At 66.8% G+C, this 15,407-nt stretch carries 12 protein-coding genes; 10 read left to right on the forward strand and 2 right to left on the reverse strand.

What is annotated here, in order from left to right; all coding sequences use genetic code 11:
- Positions 1–101 precede the first annotated feature (101 nt).
- The 9 genes from BN973_RS21570 to BN973_RS21610 all read left to right on the forward strand — a co-directional run bounded on the left by BN973_RS21570 (position 102) and on the right by BN973_RS21610 (position 12,405).
- Positions 102–1,847, forward strand: coding sequence for an ABC transporter ATP-binding protein (locus BN973_RS21570; protein ID WP_036472832.1), 1,746 nt, complete (start codon positions 102–104; stop codon positions 1,845–1,847).
- The gene (locus tag BN973_RS21575) at positions 1,844–3,748 is read left to right on the forward strand and encodes an ABC transporter ATP-binding protein (protein WP_036470774.1); all 1,905 of its coding nucleotides are present in this window, start codon (positions 1,844–1,846) and stop codon (positions 3,746–3,748) included. Before BN973_RS21570 ends, BN973_RS21575 begins: the two co-directional genes overlap by 4 nt.
- A gap of 122 nt (positions 3,749–3,870) precedes the next feature.
- Complete coding sequence (locus tag BN973_RS21580; RefSeq protein ID WP_036470775.1) at positions 3,871–4,206, forward strand: DUF732 domain-containing protein; 336 nt, start codon at positions 3,871–3,873, stop codon at positions 4,204–4,206.
- Between the two features lie 346 nt (positions 4,207–4,552).
- Positions 4,553–5,287, forward strand: a complete 735-nt coding sequence (locus tag BN973_RS21585; RefSeq protein ID WP_036472833.1) for an LppX_LprAFG lipoprotein — start codon at positions 4,553–4,555, stop codon at positions 5,285–5,287.
- 78 nt (positions 5,288–5,365) lie between these two features.
- Positions 5,366–5,722 carry a DUF4189 domain-containing protein gene (locus tag BN973_RS21590; protein WP_036472834.1) on the forward strand — a complete coding sequence of 119 codons (357 nt, stop codon included), beginning with the start codon at positions 5,366–5,368 and terminating at the stop codon, positions 5,720–5,722.
- Positions 5,723–5,835: 113 nt separating this feature from the next.
- Complete coding sequence (locus tag BN973_RS21595) at positions 5,836–6,534, forward strand: C39 family peptidase (RefSeq protein WP_036470778.1); 699 nt, start codon at positions 5,836–5,838, stop codon at positions 6,532–6,534.
- A gap of 280 nt (positions 6,535–6,814) precedes the next feature.
- Positions 6,815–7,969, forward strand: a complete 1,155-nt coding sequence (locus BN973_RS21600; RefSeq protein ID WP_036470779.1) for a BTAD domain-containing putative transcriptional regulator — start codon at positions 6,815–6,817, stop codon at positions 7,967–7,969.
- 243 nt (positions 7,970–8,212) lie between these two features.
- Entirely contained in the window at positions 8,213–9,976 is a 1,764-nt protein-coding gene (locus tag BN973_RS21605; protein WP_036470780.1) for a serine/threonine-protein kinase, read from the forward strand.
- A gap of 59 nt (positions 9,977–10,035) precedes the next feature.
- The gene (locus tag BN973_RS21610; RefSeq protein ID WP_036470781.1) at positions 10,036–12,405 is read left to right on the forward strand and encodes an FHA domain-containing protein; all 2,370 of its coding nucleotides are present in this window, start codon (positions 10,036–10,038) and stop codon (positions 12,403–12,405) included.
- Positions 12,406–12,411: 6 nt separating this feature from the next.
- On the opposite strand, the gene BN973_RS21615 is transcribed toward BN973_RS21610, so the two are convergent.
- The gene (locus BN973_RS21615) at positions 12,412–12,624 is read right to left on the reverse strand and encodes a hypothetical protein (RefSeq protein WP_036470782.1); all 213 of its coding nucleotides are present in this window, start codon (positions 12,622–12,624) and stop codon (positions 12,412–12,414) included.
- A 253-nt stretch (positions 12,625–12,877) separates the two neighbouring features.
- Between BN973_RS21615 and BN973_RS21620 the strand changes: the two genes are divergently transcribed.
- A complete protein-coding gene (locus BN973_RS21620; RefSeq protein ID WP_036470783.1) occupies positions 12,878–14,767 on the forward strand; it encodes a serine/threonine-protein kinase PknH/PknJ in 1,890 nt (629 codons plus the stop codon).
- A gap of 35 nt (positions 14,768–14,802) precedes the next feature.
- Here BN973_RS21620 and BN973_RS21625 read toward each other — a convergent pair whose 3' ends face one another.
- Positions 14,803–15,360: a hypothetical protein gene (locus BN973_RS21625; RefSeq protein ID WP_036470784.1), complete on the reverse strand. Its 558-nt coding sequence runs from the start codon at positions 15,358–15,360 to the stop codon at positions 14,803–14,805.
- Between the last annotated feature and the right edge of the window lie 47 nt (positions 15,361–15,407).

Below are 15,407 nucleotides of genomic sequence, written 5' to 3' on the forward strand. Positions count from 1 at the left end.
CTGATCAGGCATTTCAAAGTGTTTGCCGTACGCTGCACGCGCACCCAACCGCCCCGGCGGTGCTCGCCGCCGCAACACGCGCCGTATGCGACAGTTACCAAATGCTTCTGGCACTGCTGCGCCAGTACATCCGGCCGTACCGCCGGCTGGTGGCGGTGCTGATGGTGCTTCAACTGATCAGCACCCTGGCGACGCTGTACCTGCCGACGGTCAACGCCGCGATCATCGACGACGGCGTCGCGAAGGGCGACACCGCGACGATCGTCCGGCTCGGCATGGTGATGCTGGCCGTCACCGGGTTGCAGGTGTTGTGCTCGGTCGGGGCCACCTACTTCGGCTCACGGACCGGGATGGGGTTCGGCCGCGACCTGCGCCGGGCGATGTTCGAACACGTCACCACCTTCTCCGAGCCCGAGACCGCCCGATTCGGCGCGCCGACTTTGCTTACCCGCAGCACCAACGATGTCCGGCAGATTCAGTACCTGGTGCAGATGGCGGGCACGGTGCTGATCAGCGCGCCGATCATGTGCATCGGCGGCGTCGTCATGGCCATCCATCAAGAAGCCGCGCTGACCTGGCTGCTGCTGGTCAGCGTGCCGATCCTGGCCGTGGCGAATTACTGGATCATGTCGCACCTGCTGCCGTTGTTTCGCAGCATGCAAGCACTGATCGACGGCATCAACCGGGTGATGCGCGACCAGCTGTCCGGCGTGCGGGTGGTCCGGGCGTTCACCCGCGAAAGCTTTGAGCGCGAACGTTTTTCCCGCGCCAACACGGCACTGTCGAATGCGTCGCTGACGGCCGGCAACTGGCAAGCGCTGATGCTGCCGGTGACCACCCTGACGATCAACGTGTCCAGCGTCGCGCTGATCTGGTTCGGCGGGCTGCGCATCGATCGCGGTCAGATGCAGGTCGGCTCGTTGACCGCTTTTCTGGCTTATTTCACGCAGATCCTGATGGCCGTGTTGATGGCGACAATGACGCTGGTGGTGCTGCCGCGAGCGTCCGTGTGCGCCGAGCGGATCGCCGAGGTGCTGTCCACTCGTCCCGCCATCGTCAGCCCGCAACACCCCAAGCTTCCGCACGCCGGGCTTACCGGCGTTGTCCGCCTGGACGGTGCGACATTCACCTACCCGGGCGCCGAGCGCCCTGTGCTGCAAGATATCTCGTTGACCGCGCGGCCCGGCACCACCACCGCGATCGTCGGCAGCACCGGCTCGGGCAAGTCGACGCTGGTGTCGTTGATCTGCCGCCTCTATGACGTGGCCGACGGCGCGGTGCTGATCGACGACCTCGACGTCCGCGCCTACGACACCGAGCGGCTGTGGTCGGCGATCGGCCTGGTCCCGCAGCGCGGCTACCTCTTCTCCGGCACGGTCGCGGAGAACCTGCACATGGGCAAGGCGGACGCGAGCGACGACGAGATGTGGGAAGCGTTGCGGGTGGCCGCCGCCGACGAATTCGTCCGGGCGCACGCCGACGGGCTGCAGATGCGCGTCGCCCAGGCCGGGATCAATTTGTCGGGCGGACAACGGCAACGGCTGGCGATCGCCCGGGCAGTCATTCGCCGCCCGCCGATCTACCTGTTCGACGACGCGTTCTCCGCACTCGATGCGCATACCGAGGCGCGGGTCCGGGCCGGCGTGCAGGAGGTCTGCGGCGGATCTACCATTATCGTTGTCACACAGCGTATTTCGACGGCATCGCAGGCCGACCAGATCGTCGTCATCGACAACGGGATGGTGGTGGGTTCGGGCACCCACGAGTCGCTACTGGCCGATTGCGCCACCTACGCGGAATTCGCCGACTCGCAGTCGGTCGGCACCGGATTCGGAGCCACGAAGTGACCACGGCGACGAACCGGGCCGCCCGCGAAGCCGCCACGGCCACGCCGTCCCGCGACTTCTGGGGCACGGCGGCCCGGCTGGTGAAACGACTTGCGCCACAACGAGCACTCAGCATCGCGGTGATCGCCCTGGGCCTGACCGGCACGGCGATCGGCGTCGTCGTTCCCCGAATTCTCGGCCACGCCACCGATTTGCTCTTCAACGGCGTGATCGGGCGGGGGCTGCCCGCGGGAATCACCAAGGCGCAGGCCGTCGCCCAAGCGAGGGCGCACGGCGACGCGACGTTCGCCGACCTGCTGTCCGGCATGAACGTGGTGCCCGGTCAGGGCGTGGACTTCGGCGCGGTGGCGCGAACACTGGCCGTTGCCCTGGCCTTGTATGTCGTTGCCGCACTGTTGATTTGGGCACAAGCGAGACTGCTCAACCTCACCCTGCAGCGGACCATGGTCGCGCTGCGCGCGCAAGTCGAGGACAAGGTCCACCGCCTGCCGCTGTCTTACTTCGACGGGCGGCTGCGCGGCGAGCTGCTGAGCCGGGTGACCAACGACATCGACAACGTCCAATCGTCGCTGTCGATGACGATCAGCCAGCTGCTGACGTCGATCCTGACCGTGGTCGCGGTGCTGGTCATGATGTTGTCGATCTCGCCGCTGCTGACGCTGATCACCGTGCTGACCGTGCCGCTGTCGCTGCTGGCGTCCCGGGCGATCGCACGCCGGTCGCGGCGCCTGTTCGCGGCGCAGTGGACCAGCATCGGGCGGCTCAACGCTCACATCGAGGAGACGTACAGCGGGTTCACGGTGGTCAAGACCTTCGGTCACCGCGACGCGGCACGCGAACGATTCCGCAGCCTCAACGACGACGTCTACCACGCCAGCTTCGGCTCGCAGTTCTTCTCCGGACTGGTGGCACCGGTCACGACATTCATCGGCAACCTCGGATACGTCGCGGTCGCGGTGATCGGTGGCCTGCAGGTCGCCACCGGACACATCACCCTCGGCAACATCCAGGCGTTCATCCAGTACGTCCGGCAGTTCAACACCCCGCTGGGCCAGGTGACCGGGATGTACAACACCCTGCAATCCGGGGTGGCCAGCGCCGAGCGGGTGTTCGAGCTGCTCGACGAGCCCGAGGAAGCGCCGGACCCCGCGCCGATGCTGCCCAACGGCCAGACCCCGCAACCACGCGGCCGCGTCGAGTTCGCGCACGTGAGCTTTGCCTACCACGCGGGCACGACGGTGATCGAAGACCTGTCGATGACGGTCGAGCCGGGCAGCACGGTGGCGATCGTCGGACCGACCGGAGCGGGCAAGACCACGCTGGTGAACCTGCTGATGCGGTTCTACGACGTCGATGCCGGCCGCATCCTGCTCGACGGCGTCGACATCACCACGATGAGCAGGCAAGCCCTGCGATCCGGAATCGGCATGGTGCTGCAAGACGCCTGGCTGTTCGACGGCACCATCGCGGAGAACATCGGCTACGGCCGGCCCGACGCCAGCGCGGATGAGGTGGTCGAGGCCGCCCGGGCGGCCTATGTCGACCGGTTCGTCCACACCCTGCCGGGCGGCTATGCGACCCGGGTCACCGGCGACGGCGCCAATATCAGTGCCGGCGAGAAGCAGCTGATCACGATCGCACGCGCGTTCCTGGCCCGTCCGCAGCTGCTGATCCTGGACGAGGCGACCAGCTCGGTCGACACCCGCACCGAGGCCCTTATTCAGCGGGCCATGCACGAGCTTCGCCGAGACCGCACGAGTTTCGTTATCGCACACCGACTTTCGACGATCCGCGCTGCTGACCGCATCGTGGTGGTCGAGTCAGGCCGCATCGTCGAACAGGGCGACCACGCCGAACTCATGGCGCGCCGGGGTGCCTACTACGCGATGACTCGGGCCTGAACTTCCCGGGCCCTGAGGCGTTACTGAAATGACGCCAAGAAGTTATTGAGGATCCATTTAGAACCGCGGCTGAGGCTAGCCCCATCACCACCCCAACCGCACACCTGAAAAGGATCACAGCAATGTTCTCTCCCCGCCTCAGCACGATTGCCAGCACCATGATCGGCGCCGCCGCCATCGGGATCGTCGCGATCGGCACCGCCGGCACCGCCGGAGCCACCACCGCCGACGACGCGTTCCTCGCTCAGATGGACAAGCTCGGCATCTCCTTCAGCTCACCCGCCGACGCCATCAAGGACGGTCACAAGGTCTGCCAGGAGCTCGCCGCCGGCAAAACCGGAACCGACATCGCCACCGAGGTCCTCCAGCAGACGAACCTGACCAGCCACCAGGCGGCCTACTTCGTCGTCGACGCGACCCACGCCTACTGCCCGCAACTCGCTCCTCAGCTCACCTGATCGCACCCACCGGCGAATGGGCGGATCCCGGTAACCGGGGTCCGCCCATTCGCCATTTGCAGGTCGCTGCGCGGTCGGCCCTCGTTCACGCCGGACCCGCCCCGCGTTCGACGACACCGCCGCGTCCGCAGCACCGCAGCAACATTGGAAAGCATTGCTAACCAAGATGATTCAGAGCAGCAGCAGGCCGAATTGGAATGCGCTTCGACGCCGGGCTGACGCGGGATTCGGTTGAGACCTTCCGCATCCCGCATCGACCTCACTAAGCTCGGGGGTCGGCTGTTGATTTGCTGCGCGGCGATTGCTATGCAGGAAGCAGCTGTGGCCAACACTGAAGGGGATGTCGATGAAGCTCTCACCTCGCACCGTTACCGCCGCCGCTGCCGCCGCGCTCTCCCTCGTACTGGCCATCGGTGGCTGCTCGAGCAACTCGAACACCGGCAAAGCGCCCGGGACCACCGCCACCACCTCCAGCAGCGAGACGGCCACCCTGCTCAAGCAGGCCGCAGACGCGATGACCAAGGTCACCGGCATGCATGTCAGCGTGACGGTGCAGGGCGACGTGCCCAACCTCCGGGTGACCAAGCTGGACGGCGACATCTCCAACACCCCGCAAACGGTTGCCACCGGCACCGCGACACTGCTGGTCGGCAAATCTCCCCAAGACGCGAAGTTCGTCTACGTCGACGGCCACCTGTACTCCGACCTCGGACAACCCGGCACCTACACCGACTTCGGCAACGGCGCCTCGATCTACAACGTGTCGGTGCTGCTGGACCCCAGCAAGGGCCTGGCCAACCTCCTGTCGAAACTCCAGAACGCCGGGGTGGCGGGCACCGAGCAGGTCAACGGCGTCGCGACCACCAAGATCACCGGCAACTCGTCGGCCGACGACGTCGCAACGCTGGCCGGCTCCAAGTTGACCGCCCAGAGCGTGACGACGGTGCCCACCACCGTCTGGATCGCCTCGGACGGCTCCTCACACCTGGTGCAGCTGCAGGTCCATCCGACGAACGACACCTCGGTGACGCTGACGATGTCCGACTGGGGCAAGACGGTCACCGCCACCAAGCCCGTTTAGGTCCGTCTAGTCAGCGGCGTGCAATCCCTGGAAAACGTGGAAACCGCCGGAGCGCCGGCATTCGGAAAGGAATCACCAATGAGGATGATTACTCGTCGCCGGGGGTTCACCGTGGCCGCCGCTGCCGCCGCCATCAGCGTCGCGCTGGCCCCGGCGGCCGGCGCCGCCGATCAGTACGGCGCGATTGCCTACTCCAGCAACGGTTCCTGGGGCCGTAGCTGGGACTACCCGACCCGCCCGGCCGCGGAGGCCACCGCGGTCAAGAACTGCGCCTACACGGACTGCAAGGTGCTCACCAGCTTCACCGACTGCGGCGCCGTCGCGACCAATGGCAAGGCATTCCAGGGCGGCGTCGGCGCCACCCTGGCCGCCGCGATGAAGGACGCGCTGACCAAGCTCGGCGGCGGCTCCATCGACACGTGGGCGTGCAACTAACCCTGAACCCGGCGCTAGGTCACTCCAAGAATTCGTGGAGATAACAGATAGGCCACGATCGGAACCTTTTCTCAACCACCCCGCACCACCGCGGGACGAGAAAGGGGACACCGATGAAGACCACCAAGATCGCCGCGATCGCCAAGACCGCCACCCTCGCCGTCGTCGCGGGTGCCGTCGCGCTGGGATTGGCCGGACCGGCCGAGGCAGCCGCGGGCACCATGTACGGCGACCCCGTCGCGGCCGCAAAGTACTGGCGCTACCAGAAATACGACGACTGCGTCCTGATGTCGAGCGCCGACGTGATCGGCCAGATTACCGGCAAGGAGCCCTCGGAGCAGGCGATCATCAAGCGGGCGCAGGCCACGCCGAGCGTCGTGCACCCCGGCTCGATCTACACCACGCCGGCCAACACCAGAAACCCGAATTCGGGGATGGGCACCAGCTTTGCCGACGTCCCGACCTTGCTGAAGCTGTACAAGATCGACGCCACGATCACCAACAAGGACCACGCCGCCAAGGATGGCATCGTCGGCGGCATCGAAGGGCTCGAGGAGCAACTGAGCGAGGGCCATAAAATCATCGTCAGCGTCAACGGAGAACTCATCTGGGGTCAGCCCGTCGAAAACAAGGACGACAACGGAAACCCGCGGGGCGACCACGCGGTGGTGGTCACCGGTATCGACACGGCCAACAACGTGGTGCACCTCAACGACAGCGGCACCAAGGACGGCCGCGACGAGCAGATCCCGATGGCGCTCTTCATGAAGGCATGGGAGGCCAGCAAGGAGCTGATGGTCTTCACCACCTAGCCGGTCACGGACGCCGAACCGGCGGGCAGCCTCGGCGAAGCACGGCGGCTGCCCGCCTTGTGCGGTTTGGATGAATCCCAACCGGATTCGAGCGAGCCGTCGATGATCACGCTGGCAGGGAACACATTTCAGCGCGTGGCAAACGCGCACGGCCGTCACCGCCGCGGCACACCAAGCTGCACCGGTATTACCGAATTCGCGGGGTTCGTATCACAATGTGAATGGCACCGCATGGGCAGGTGACGCCGCGCAGAGAACCCGGAAGGTCTGGTTAGCGACGATGGCAGACAAAAGTCTCGAATTCGGCCTGCTCGGGCCGTTGGAGATGACTGTTGACGGCAGCATGGTGCCGTTGGGCACGCCCAAACAGCGTGCGGTGCTGGCCATGCTGCTGATGAACCGCAACAGCCCGGTCGGCGTCGAAAGGCTCATCACCGCCCTGTGGGAAGACGAGCCTCCGTCGGGTGCGCGGGCCAGCATCCACTCCTACGTGTCCAATCTGCGCAAGCTGCTCAGCAGCGCCGGCATGGACCCGCGCGTGGTGCTGGCCGCGGCGCCGCCGGGCTACCGGCTCGCCGTCGACGAAAACAGTTGCGATCTCGGACGGTTCATCACCGAGAAGACCGCGGGCGTGCACGCGGCCGCGGCCAGCAGGTTCGAGCAGGCGAGCCAGCACCTGTCGACGGCGTTGGCGCAATGGCGGGGACCGGTGCTCGAGGACCTGCGCGACTTTCAGTTCGTCGACACCTTCGCCACCTCGCTCGTGGAGGAGAAAATACTCGTCCACACCGCGAAGGCGGAGGCCGAAATCGCTTGCGGACGTGGCGCCTCCGTGGTCAGCGACCTCGAAGCCCTGATCACCGAGCACCCCTATCGCGAGCCGCTGTGGGCCCAGTTGATCACGGCGTACTACCTGACCGATCGCCAATCGGACGCGCTGGCCGCCTACCGGCGGGTGAAGACGACACTGGCCGACGAGCTCGGGATCGACCCCGGCCCGACGTTGCGTGACCTGAACGAAAAAATCCTGCGCCAGGAACCACTGGACGCCAAGAAGTCGGCCCGGACCACGGCGGTCGGCACCATCACCCTGCTGGATCAGCGCACCAAGGTCCCGGCCGGGAAGCCCGCCGCGTACCTGCACGAAGCGTCGGGCCGGAGCTACCCGCTGCGCGCGACGGAGACCCGGATCGGCCGTCTCAGCGACAACGACATCATCCTGGCCAGCGCCAACGTGAGCCGCCATCACGCCGTCATCGTCGACACCGGCACCAGCTACGTGATCAACGACCTGCGCTCGTCCAACGGCGTACATGTCCAACACCAACGCATCCGGTCCGCGACCACGCTGAAAGACGGCGACCACGTCCGCATCTGCGACCACGAGTTCACCTTCGAGATCCCGCGGGGCTACAACAGCGAGGCCGCCGACTGAATATTGCTGCCGCGCAAGGTGTTTCGTGGCATCAGCCGGCATGGCCAATCACCACAAGGCTTTTCGTTCCGACCGCGCCGGCGTCCACACCCGACCCGCCCGCGCCGGGATCTCGCGATTGTCACTCCCGCGGGTTCGCGACGGCTTACCGTGATGGTTGCTAGTCGCGGTGGTTACGAGCGAGGATCTGCCCATAATTGTTGATATCGTCGGCGGATCCGCGGCCGGTTTGGAGGATCAGCGATGAGCGAGGAGCAGAACTCGCGAGTGGGGACGATGTTCGGCCCCTACCACCTGAAGCGGCTGCTGGGCCGGGGTGGGATGGGCGAGGTCTACGAGGCCGAGCACACCGTCAAGGAGTGGACGGTCGCCGTCAAGGTGATGACCGCCGAGTTCAGCAGGGACCCCGTCTTTCGCGAGCGGATGCGGCGCGAGGCACGCACCGCCGGCCGTTTGCAGGAACCGCATGTGGTGCCCATCCACGACTACGGCGAGATCGACGGTCAGATGTTCATGGAGATGCACCTGATCGAGGGCATCGATTTGGACGACATGCTCAAACGATTCGGCCCGCTGACCGCCCCGCGCGCGGTCGCCGTCATCACCCAAATCGCCTCGGCCCTCGACGCGGCCCACGCGGCCGGGGTCATGCACCGCGACATCAAGCCGCCCAACATCCTGATCACCCGCGACGACTTCGCCTACCTCGTCGACTTCGGTATCGCCAGCGCCACCACCGACGAGAAACTCACCCAACTCGGCACCGCGGTGGGCACGTGGAAATATATGGCGCCCGAACGGTTTTCCAATGGCGAGGTGACCTACCGCGCCGACATCTACGCGTTGGCCTGCGTGCTGTACGAATGCCTGACGGGCACTCCGCCGTATCGCGCGGGCACCGCCGGCGAGCTGGTCAGGGCTCATACCTCCGACGCCATCCCGGCGGCCAGCGCGGTGCGCTCGGGCATCCCGAAAGCCTTCGACGCGGTGATCGCGCGCGGCATGGCCAAAAAGCCCGAGGACCGCTACGCCAGCGCCGGCGACCTGGCGCTGGCCGCCCACGAGGCGCTCAGCAACCCCGACCAAGACCACGCCGACGACATTCTGCGCCGCAGCCAGGAAGCGACCCAGGCCGCCGAAACCCCCGCGCCCGCCGCCCCACAACCGCCACTCAACCCACCGCCGGCGCCGTATCCGCCGCCGAGTTCCGGGCCGGTGCCGCCGACCGCTCGGCCCTGGGCGCCCGAGAGCGGCCCGGTGCCGACTCCGAGCCAGCCCGTTCCCGGGCCGCAGTATTACCAAGGAACCAGCGGTAACTGGGGCGCACCGCCGCCGGCCGGCCCCACCGGCTGGGCCCTGGGACAGCAACCCCCGCCCAAGCCCAAACGCAACCCCTGGCCGATCGTCATCGGGGCCGTCGCGCTGGTCGGGGTCCTGGTGCTCGGCGCCATCGGCGTCTACGTCGCCACCAAGGACGACGACAACCCGCAGCCGCACCCCACGGCGACCAGCACCACAACCCCGCCGAGGACCACCACCTCGACGACGACCACCACGACCACCGTGACCGGCGATCTCGAAGGTCAGCTGCTCACCCTGATTCCCCCCGGCTACCCGAGCGGCGTGTGCGCACCGGCCACACCGAAGCCGAACACCGTGTGGTCAGATGCGCTGGCGGTACTCGACTGCGACCAGAACACCAACCCGGGTGGCCCGTCCAAGGCGCGCTACGGACTCTTCGCCAATCCGAGCGTCCTCAAAGACGCAACGGACGCCGACATCAAACTTCTGACGCTGGCGACCTGCCCCGGAGAAACCAACAACCCGCAAACGTGGCAGCACCCGAACGCCCCGAAGGTCGACGTCGGCGTGGTGGCCTGCGGCACCTACGACAACCACCCGAACATGGTGTGGAGCAACACGGTCAAGCTGCTGTTGTGCGATGTCTTCGGAGACCCCCCGACCATCGACGAGTTGCACACCTGGTGGACCAAATATGGTGGCTGAGCCGCGTTAGCCAAGGTGACGAATCTCGAGGCGGCCAGCCAATACAGCGGAGGCAATGAGTGGACGACAGGACCGACATGGTCACCACCATTCCCGGGTTGGAAGTGCGGGCCGGTGGGCGTACCTGGAAGACCACCGGCGGCCGGTCCTGGAGCATCGGCCGGGCGCACGAGGCCGACATCCAGCTCGACAACCCCCGGGTGTCGCGCCAGCACGCGGTGTTGCAGCCGACGCCCGCGGGCTGGGTCCTGGTCAACCGCAGCAACAACGGGATGTTCGTGAACGGACGGCGCGTCGAGAGCCTGCCGATCAGCCAGCCGATCACCGTGGTGCTGGGGTCGGTGTCCTCCGGGCAGGCACTCGAGCTGCACCCGGTTGCCCCACCGCCCAGGCCCGCCAAGACGCAGACGGTCGCCCAGACGACTCGACCGGCCGGCGAAACCACGGTCGCCCGGCCGCCGACCGCGGTGTACACGATCGATCAGGTCACCATCGGGATCGGCCGCGCCACCGACAACAACGTCGTGCTCGACGACTTGCTGGTCTCTCGCCACCATGCCGTGCTGCGTCGCTCCGGCAACCAGTGGGAACTGGTAGATAACAACAGCGCCAACGGAACCTACGTCAACGGCAACCGGATCGCGCGCGCCGTCATCGGGCCGAACGACATCGTCGGCATCGGCCATCGGCTGCTGCACCTGTCCGGTGACCAGCTGGTGGAATACGTCGACACCGGCGATGTGTCCTACGAGGCGTCGAACCTGCGGGTGGTCTCCGGCAAGGGCAAAGTGCTGTTGGCCAACGTCAGTTTCGCGCTGCCGCAACGCTGCTTCATGGCGGTGGTGGGACCAAGTGGCGCAGGCAAATCCACGTTGTTGAGCGCCCTGACCGGTTTCCGCCCGGCCGGTGGCGGCGAGGTCCGATACGACGATCGCGACCTCTACCAGAACTACGCCGAGCTGCGACACCGGATCGGCTTCGTGCCCCAGGACGACATCCTGCACGCCCAGTTGACGGTGCGACGAGCGCTGAATTACGCTGCGCAGCTTCGGTTTCCGCAGGACGTCTCGAGCCGGGAACGCAAGCAGCGCATCGACGAGGTGCTGAACGAGCTCGGGCTGTCGGCGCACGCCAATCAACGGATCGACAGCTTGTCCGGCGGTCAACGCAAACGCACCAGCGTCGCGCTGGAGCTGCTGACCAAACCGTCCCTGCTCTTTCTCGACGAGCCCACCTCGGGCCTCGACCCGGGTTACGAGAAGTCCGTCATGCAAACCCTGCGCGCCCTGGCCGACGACGGACGATCCGTCGTCGTGGTCACGCACAACACCGCGCAGCTGAACCTGTGCGACCGGTTGCTCATCCTGGCGCCCGGCGGCCGGCTGGCGTACTTCGGTCCGCCGCAGCAAGCCCTGAACTATTTCGGTTGCAACGACTTCGCCGACCTGTTCAACCTGCTCGAGCACGACACCACGACCGACTGGACCGGCCGCTACGTCGCGTCGCCCATTCACGGAGCCCTGACCGGTCCGCACGCCGCGCTCAAAGCGCCGGCCGCTGCCAAGCCCGCCGCGAAAGCGGTCGCTCAGCAGAGTGCGTTCGCCCAATTCGCCACGCTGTGCCGAAGGTATCTGGCGGTCATCGCGGCCGATCGCCAGTACGCGGTGACGCTGCTGATCCTGCCGCTGCTGCTGAGCCTGTTCGCGCACGCCGTCCCGGGCGAGGCCGGGTTGTCGCTGACCAAGGCCATCGAAACGAAATCCAGCCAGCCCTCGCAGTTGCTGGTGCTGCTGATCATCGGGGGCGCGCTGATGGGTTGCGCCGCCTCGATCCGCGAGATCGTCAAGGAACGGGCCATCTATCGACGCGAGCACGGCATCGGGTTGTCGCGCGCGGCCTATCTGGCCTCCAAGGTGGTGGTCCTGACCGCGTTGACCACCCTGCAAGGGCTGATTCTCGGGTTCCTCGGGGTGGTGGGCCTGCCCCCGCCGGACCAGGCCGTCGTCCTGCCCTGGCCCCGAGTCGAAGTGGCGGTGGCGGTCGTCGCGGTCACGGTGGTCTCGATGCTGATCGGTCTGCTGATTTCGGCGATGATCGGCAACGCCGACCGCGGCATGCCGCTGCTCGTCCTCGTCGTGATGGCCGAACTCGTGCTGTGCGGCGGCATGTTTGGGGTCAAGGGCCGCATCCCGCTGGAGCAGTTGGCATGGCTGTCGCCGTCGCGCTGGGCCTACGCGATGGCGGCCCAGACCATCGATCTGGACGATCTGCGCCGGACCGCGGCCGGCGACCAAGACCCGCTGTGGGAGTACCAACCGGGCAACTGGTGGCTGGCCGTCGGTGCTTGCGCCGTGCAGGCGGTCGTGCTGATCATCCTGCTGGCGCTGCGCCTCAGACAGCTTGACCCGCAACGCAAAGCGGTCAAGTGACGCGACCTACGCGTGCTTGGCCACCAGCGTCAGTGCGTTGAGGGCCCACGAGCCGCACGTCAGCTGGACCGACAGCAGCCGATACCCGACGCAGTACACGCCGTACGACCAGACGCGCTTGGCGCCGGCGCGCCATTGCCCGGCCGATATCGCCGCGATGCCGATCAAGGCCGCCATGACGGCGGGGCGAACCTTGCAGTCGGTCCCGGTGGTGAGCATCGATATCCCTTCGCTGTAACCCGCGGTCGTTGGAGCCAAGGGTCTGCCCGCGTACTGCCGAGATCCTTGATGAATCCTTGGAGCGCGGTCCGCACCGGGCGCCGGGATCAAGCGGTGGATGTTTGCCGTTGTCGAGCGAACGGGCCCGCCGGCGCATACCGTCAGGGGTGCTTACCGGGGGTTGCAGCCGACGGGTCTGGCGCGAAATTGTTGATAGGGTCGGCGGGTCTGCGGTTGGTTTGGAGGATCAGCGATGAGCGAGGGGCAGGCCTCACGGGAGGGCTCGATGTTTGGGCCCTACCACCTGAAACGGCTGCTCGGCCGGGGCGGGATGGGCGAAGTCTACGAGGCCGAACACACCGTCAAAGAGTGGACGGTGGCCGTCAAGCTGATGTCCGACCAGTTCAGCGCGGACCCCGTTTTCCGCGAGCGGATGAAGCGGGAAGCGCGCACCGCGGGCCGTTTGCAGGAGCCACACGTCGTGCCGATCCACGACTACGGCGAAATCGACGGAAAAATGTTCATGGAGATGCGCCTCGTCGAGGGCACCGACTTGGACAGTTTGCTCAAACGGTATGGCCCGCTGACGCCGCCGCGCGCGGTCGCAATAGTCACCCAGATCGCCTCGGCCCTGGATGCCGCGCACGCCGCCGGGGTGATGCACCGCGACGTCAAGCCGCCCAACATCCTGGTCACCCGAGATGACTTCGCCTACCTCGTCGACTTCGGTATCGCCAGCGCCACCAGCGACGAGAAGCTCACCCAGCTCGGCACGGCGGTCGGCACCTGGAAGTACATGGCCCCGGAGCGATTCACCAACGACGAGGTGACCTACCGCGCCGACATCTACGCGTTGGCCTGCGTGCTGCACGAATGCCTCACCGGGGCGCCGCCGTACCGCGCCGACAGCGCCGGCGTGCTGGTCAAGGCCCACATGAACGACCCGATCCCACAGCCCAGCGCGGTGCGCGCGGGCATTCCCAAGGCCTTCGACGCGGTGATCGCGCGCGGCATGGCAAAACAACCCGGGGACCGCTACGCCAGCGCCGGCGACCTGGCGCTGGCCGCCCACGAGGCGCTGAGCACTCCCGATCAGGACCACGCCGCCGACATCCTGCGCCGCAGCCAGGAAGCGACCCTGCCCGGCAAGGACAAGCTCGAGCAGCCCCCGACGATCGCGGGCACCGCGGCGGCGCCTCCGGTGCAACGGCCCAGCACACCCCCGCCGCCGGCGCCGTACCCGCGACCGAGTTCCACGCCGGTGCCACCGCACCATGCCCCGAGCCCTCGGCCGTGGGCGCCCGAGAGCGGCCCCGTCCGCACCCCGGGCCAGCCCGTCGCACCCGCGCCGTATTACCAAGGCAGCAGCGGCAACTGGGGCGGCCCGCCGACGGGCAACCTGCCGCCCGGCCAGCCCGCCGGCCACCCCTGGGGCCTGGCCCAGCCGCCCAAACCCAAGCGCAATCCCTGGCCGATCATCGCCGCGGCCGCGGTGGTGGTCGTGGTCGTGGTCAGCGCGGTAGCGATTTGGCTGATCATCCCCGATCCGAAGCCGCCGCCCGAACCGATCGCGGCCACCCGTCTCAGTTCGCTGCTGTTGAGTCCCTCGGACATCAACACCATCATGGGCGCGACGAACATCCAGCCCGGCAAGCCCATCACGTCGATGGGCACCTCCACGATGACGGTGTCGGTCCCGGCCTGCCAGGGAGCGCTGTACACGACGCAGGACGCCGCGTACGCCGGAAGCGGCTACACCGGCATCAACGGACTGGTGTCCGCTGAGCCCGGCGACAACAACGACCACTGGGTCAACCAGGCGGTGGTGGCATTTCCGACCGCCGACAAGGCCAAGGCGTTCCTGCAGAGCTCGCTGGACAAGTGGAAGACCTGCGTCGGCCAGACGGTGACCGTGACGAACTCGTCGGGCAAGACCTATCGGTGGACTTTTGCGCCCATCCAAGGCAATTCACCGAAGATATCGGTGCTGCAGACGCAGGAGGGCGCCGACGGCTGGCAGTGCGAGCACGCGATGAGCGTTGCGAACAACGTGATCGTCGACGTCAACGCCTGCGGATACCACATCAGCGATCAGTCCAGCCAGATCGCCGACAAGATCGTCGACAAGGTCAACAACGTCTAGTTTCCCCAATGTCCAAGCGGCACTGCGATATTGGATTAGCCCGGTAGGTCCGGCCCCTGCGCGCGCAGATCGTCGACCGCCGACATCGCGTCGCGCAGCTTGGCCAGCCATTCCTCGGTGTGTTCGCCGACGAGCTTGACCGACCACGCCAGGGCATCGGCCCGCGACCTCGCGACGCCGGCGTCGACCAACGTGTCCAGCACTTGGCGTTCCGGTTGCTTCAGTCGTGTCATCACTGGAACTGCGATGTGCGTGAACAGGATTCGCTCGCCGTTGATCTCCAGGCCCCAAGAAACCTTGCGCCCGTAGCGATCCTGCGCTTCGTCGGCGATGCGCATCCGCTCGGAACGAGTCTCCTCGCGGAACCGCGAGGCCCGGCCCTCCGCGCGCGCCTCACTGTCTTCTGCTCCGTCGGCCAGCTTGCCGATGACGGTGATCTCTTCGCGGTCGACGACGACCGTCGGGTCGCCGTCGAACCAGGCTTCGGGCAGGCGTCCGGCGAACCATTCCGCCGCGCCGGTGGCATCGGGTTGCTGGGCTTGCTGCCAGCCCCCGGGGCGGCCGTACCGCCGCTGACTGTGGTGCGATTTCATGATTACATGATTACACCGTTGCACAGGTAACGGGTAGCGGTTCGCTC

It is taken from the genome of Mycobacterium triplex (genome assembly GCF_000689255.1).
In the GTDB taxonomy this organism is placed as follows: Bacteria; Actinomycetota; Actinomycetes; order Mycobacteriales; family Mycobacteriaceae; genus Mycobacterium; species Mycobacterium triplex.

Excerpts from the sequence above, each read along its gene's own strand:
- BN973_RS21585 (WP_036472833.1), top strand. The coding sequence starts at position 4,553 with ATGAAGCTCTCACCTCGCACCGTTACCGCCGCCGCTGCCGCCGCGCTC.
- BN973_RS21595 (WP_036470778.1), top strand. The coding sequence starts at position 5,836 with ATGAAGACCACCAAGATCGCCGCGATCGCCAAGACCGCCACCCTCGCC.
- BN973_RS21590 (WP_036472834.1), top strand. The coding sequence starts at position 5,366 with ATGAGGATGATTACTCGTCGCCGGGGGTTCACCGTGGCCGCCGCTGCC.
- BN973_RS21620 (WP_036470783.1), top strand. The coding sequence starts at position 12,878 with ATGAGCGAGGGGCAGGCCTCACGGGAGGGCTCGATGTTTGGGCCCTAC.
- BN973_RS21605 (WP_036470780.1), top strand. The coding sequence starts at position 8,213 with ATGAGCGAGGAGCAGAACTCGCGAGTGGGGACGATGTTCGGCCCCTAC.
- BN973_RS21570 (WP_036472832.1), top strand. The coding sequence starts at position 102 with ATGCTTCTGGCACTGCTGCGCCAGTACATCCGGCCGTACCGCCGGCTG.
- BN973_RS21600 (WP_036470779.1), top strand. The coding sequence starts at position 6,815 with ATGGCAGACAAAAGTCTCGAATTCGGCCTGCTCGGGCCGTTGGAGATG.
- BN973_RS21580 (WP_036470775.1), top strand. The coding sequence starts at position 3,871 with ATGTTCTCTCCCCGCCTCAGCACGATTGCCAGCACCATGATCGGCGCC.
- BN973_RS21625 (WP_036470784.1), bottom strand. The coding sequence starts at position 15,360 with ATGAAATCGCACCACAGTCAGCGGCGGTACGGCCGCCCCGGGGGCTGG.
- BN973_RS21615 (WP_036470782.1), bottom strand. The coding sequence starts at position 12,624 with ATGCTCACCACCGGGACCGACTGCAAGGTTCGCCCCGCCGTCATGGCG.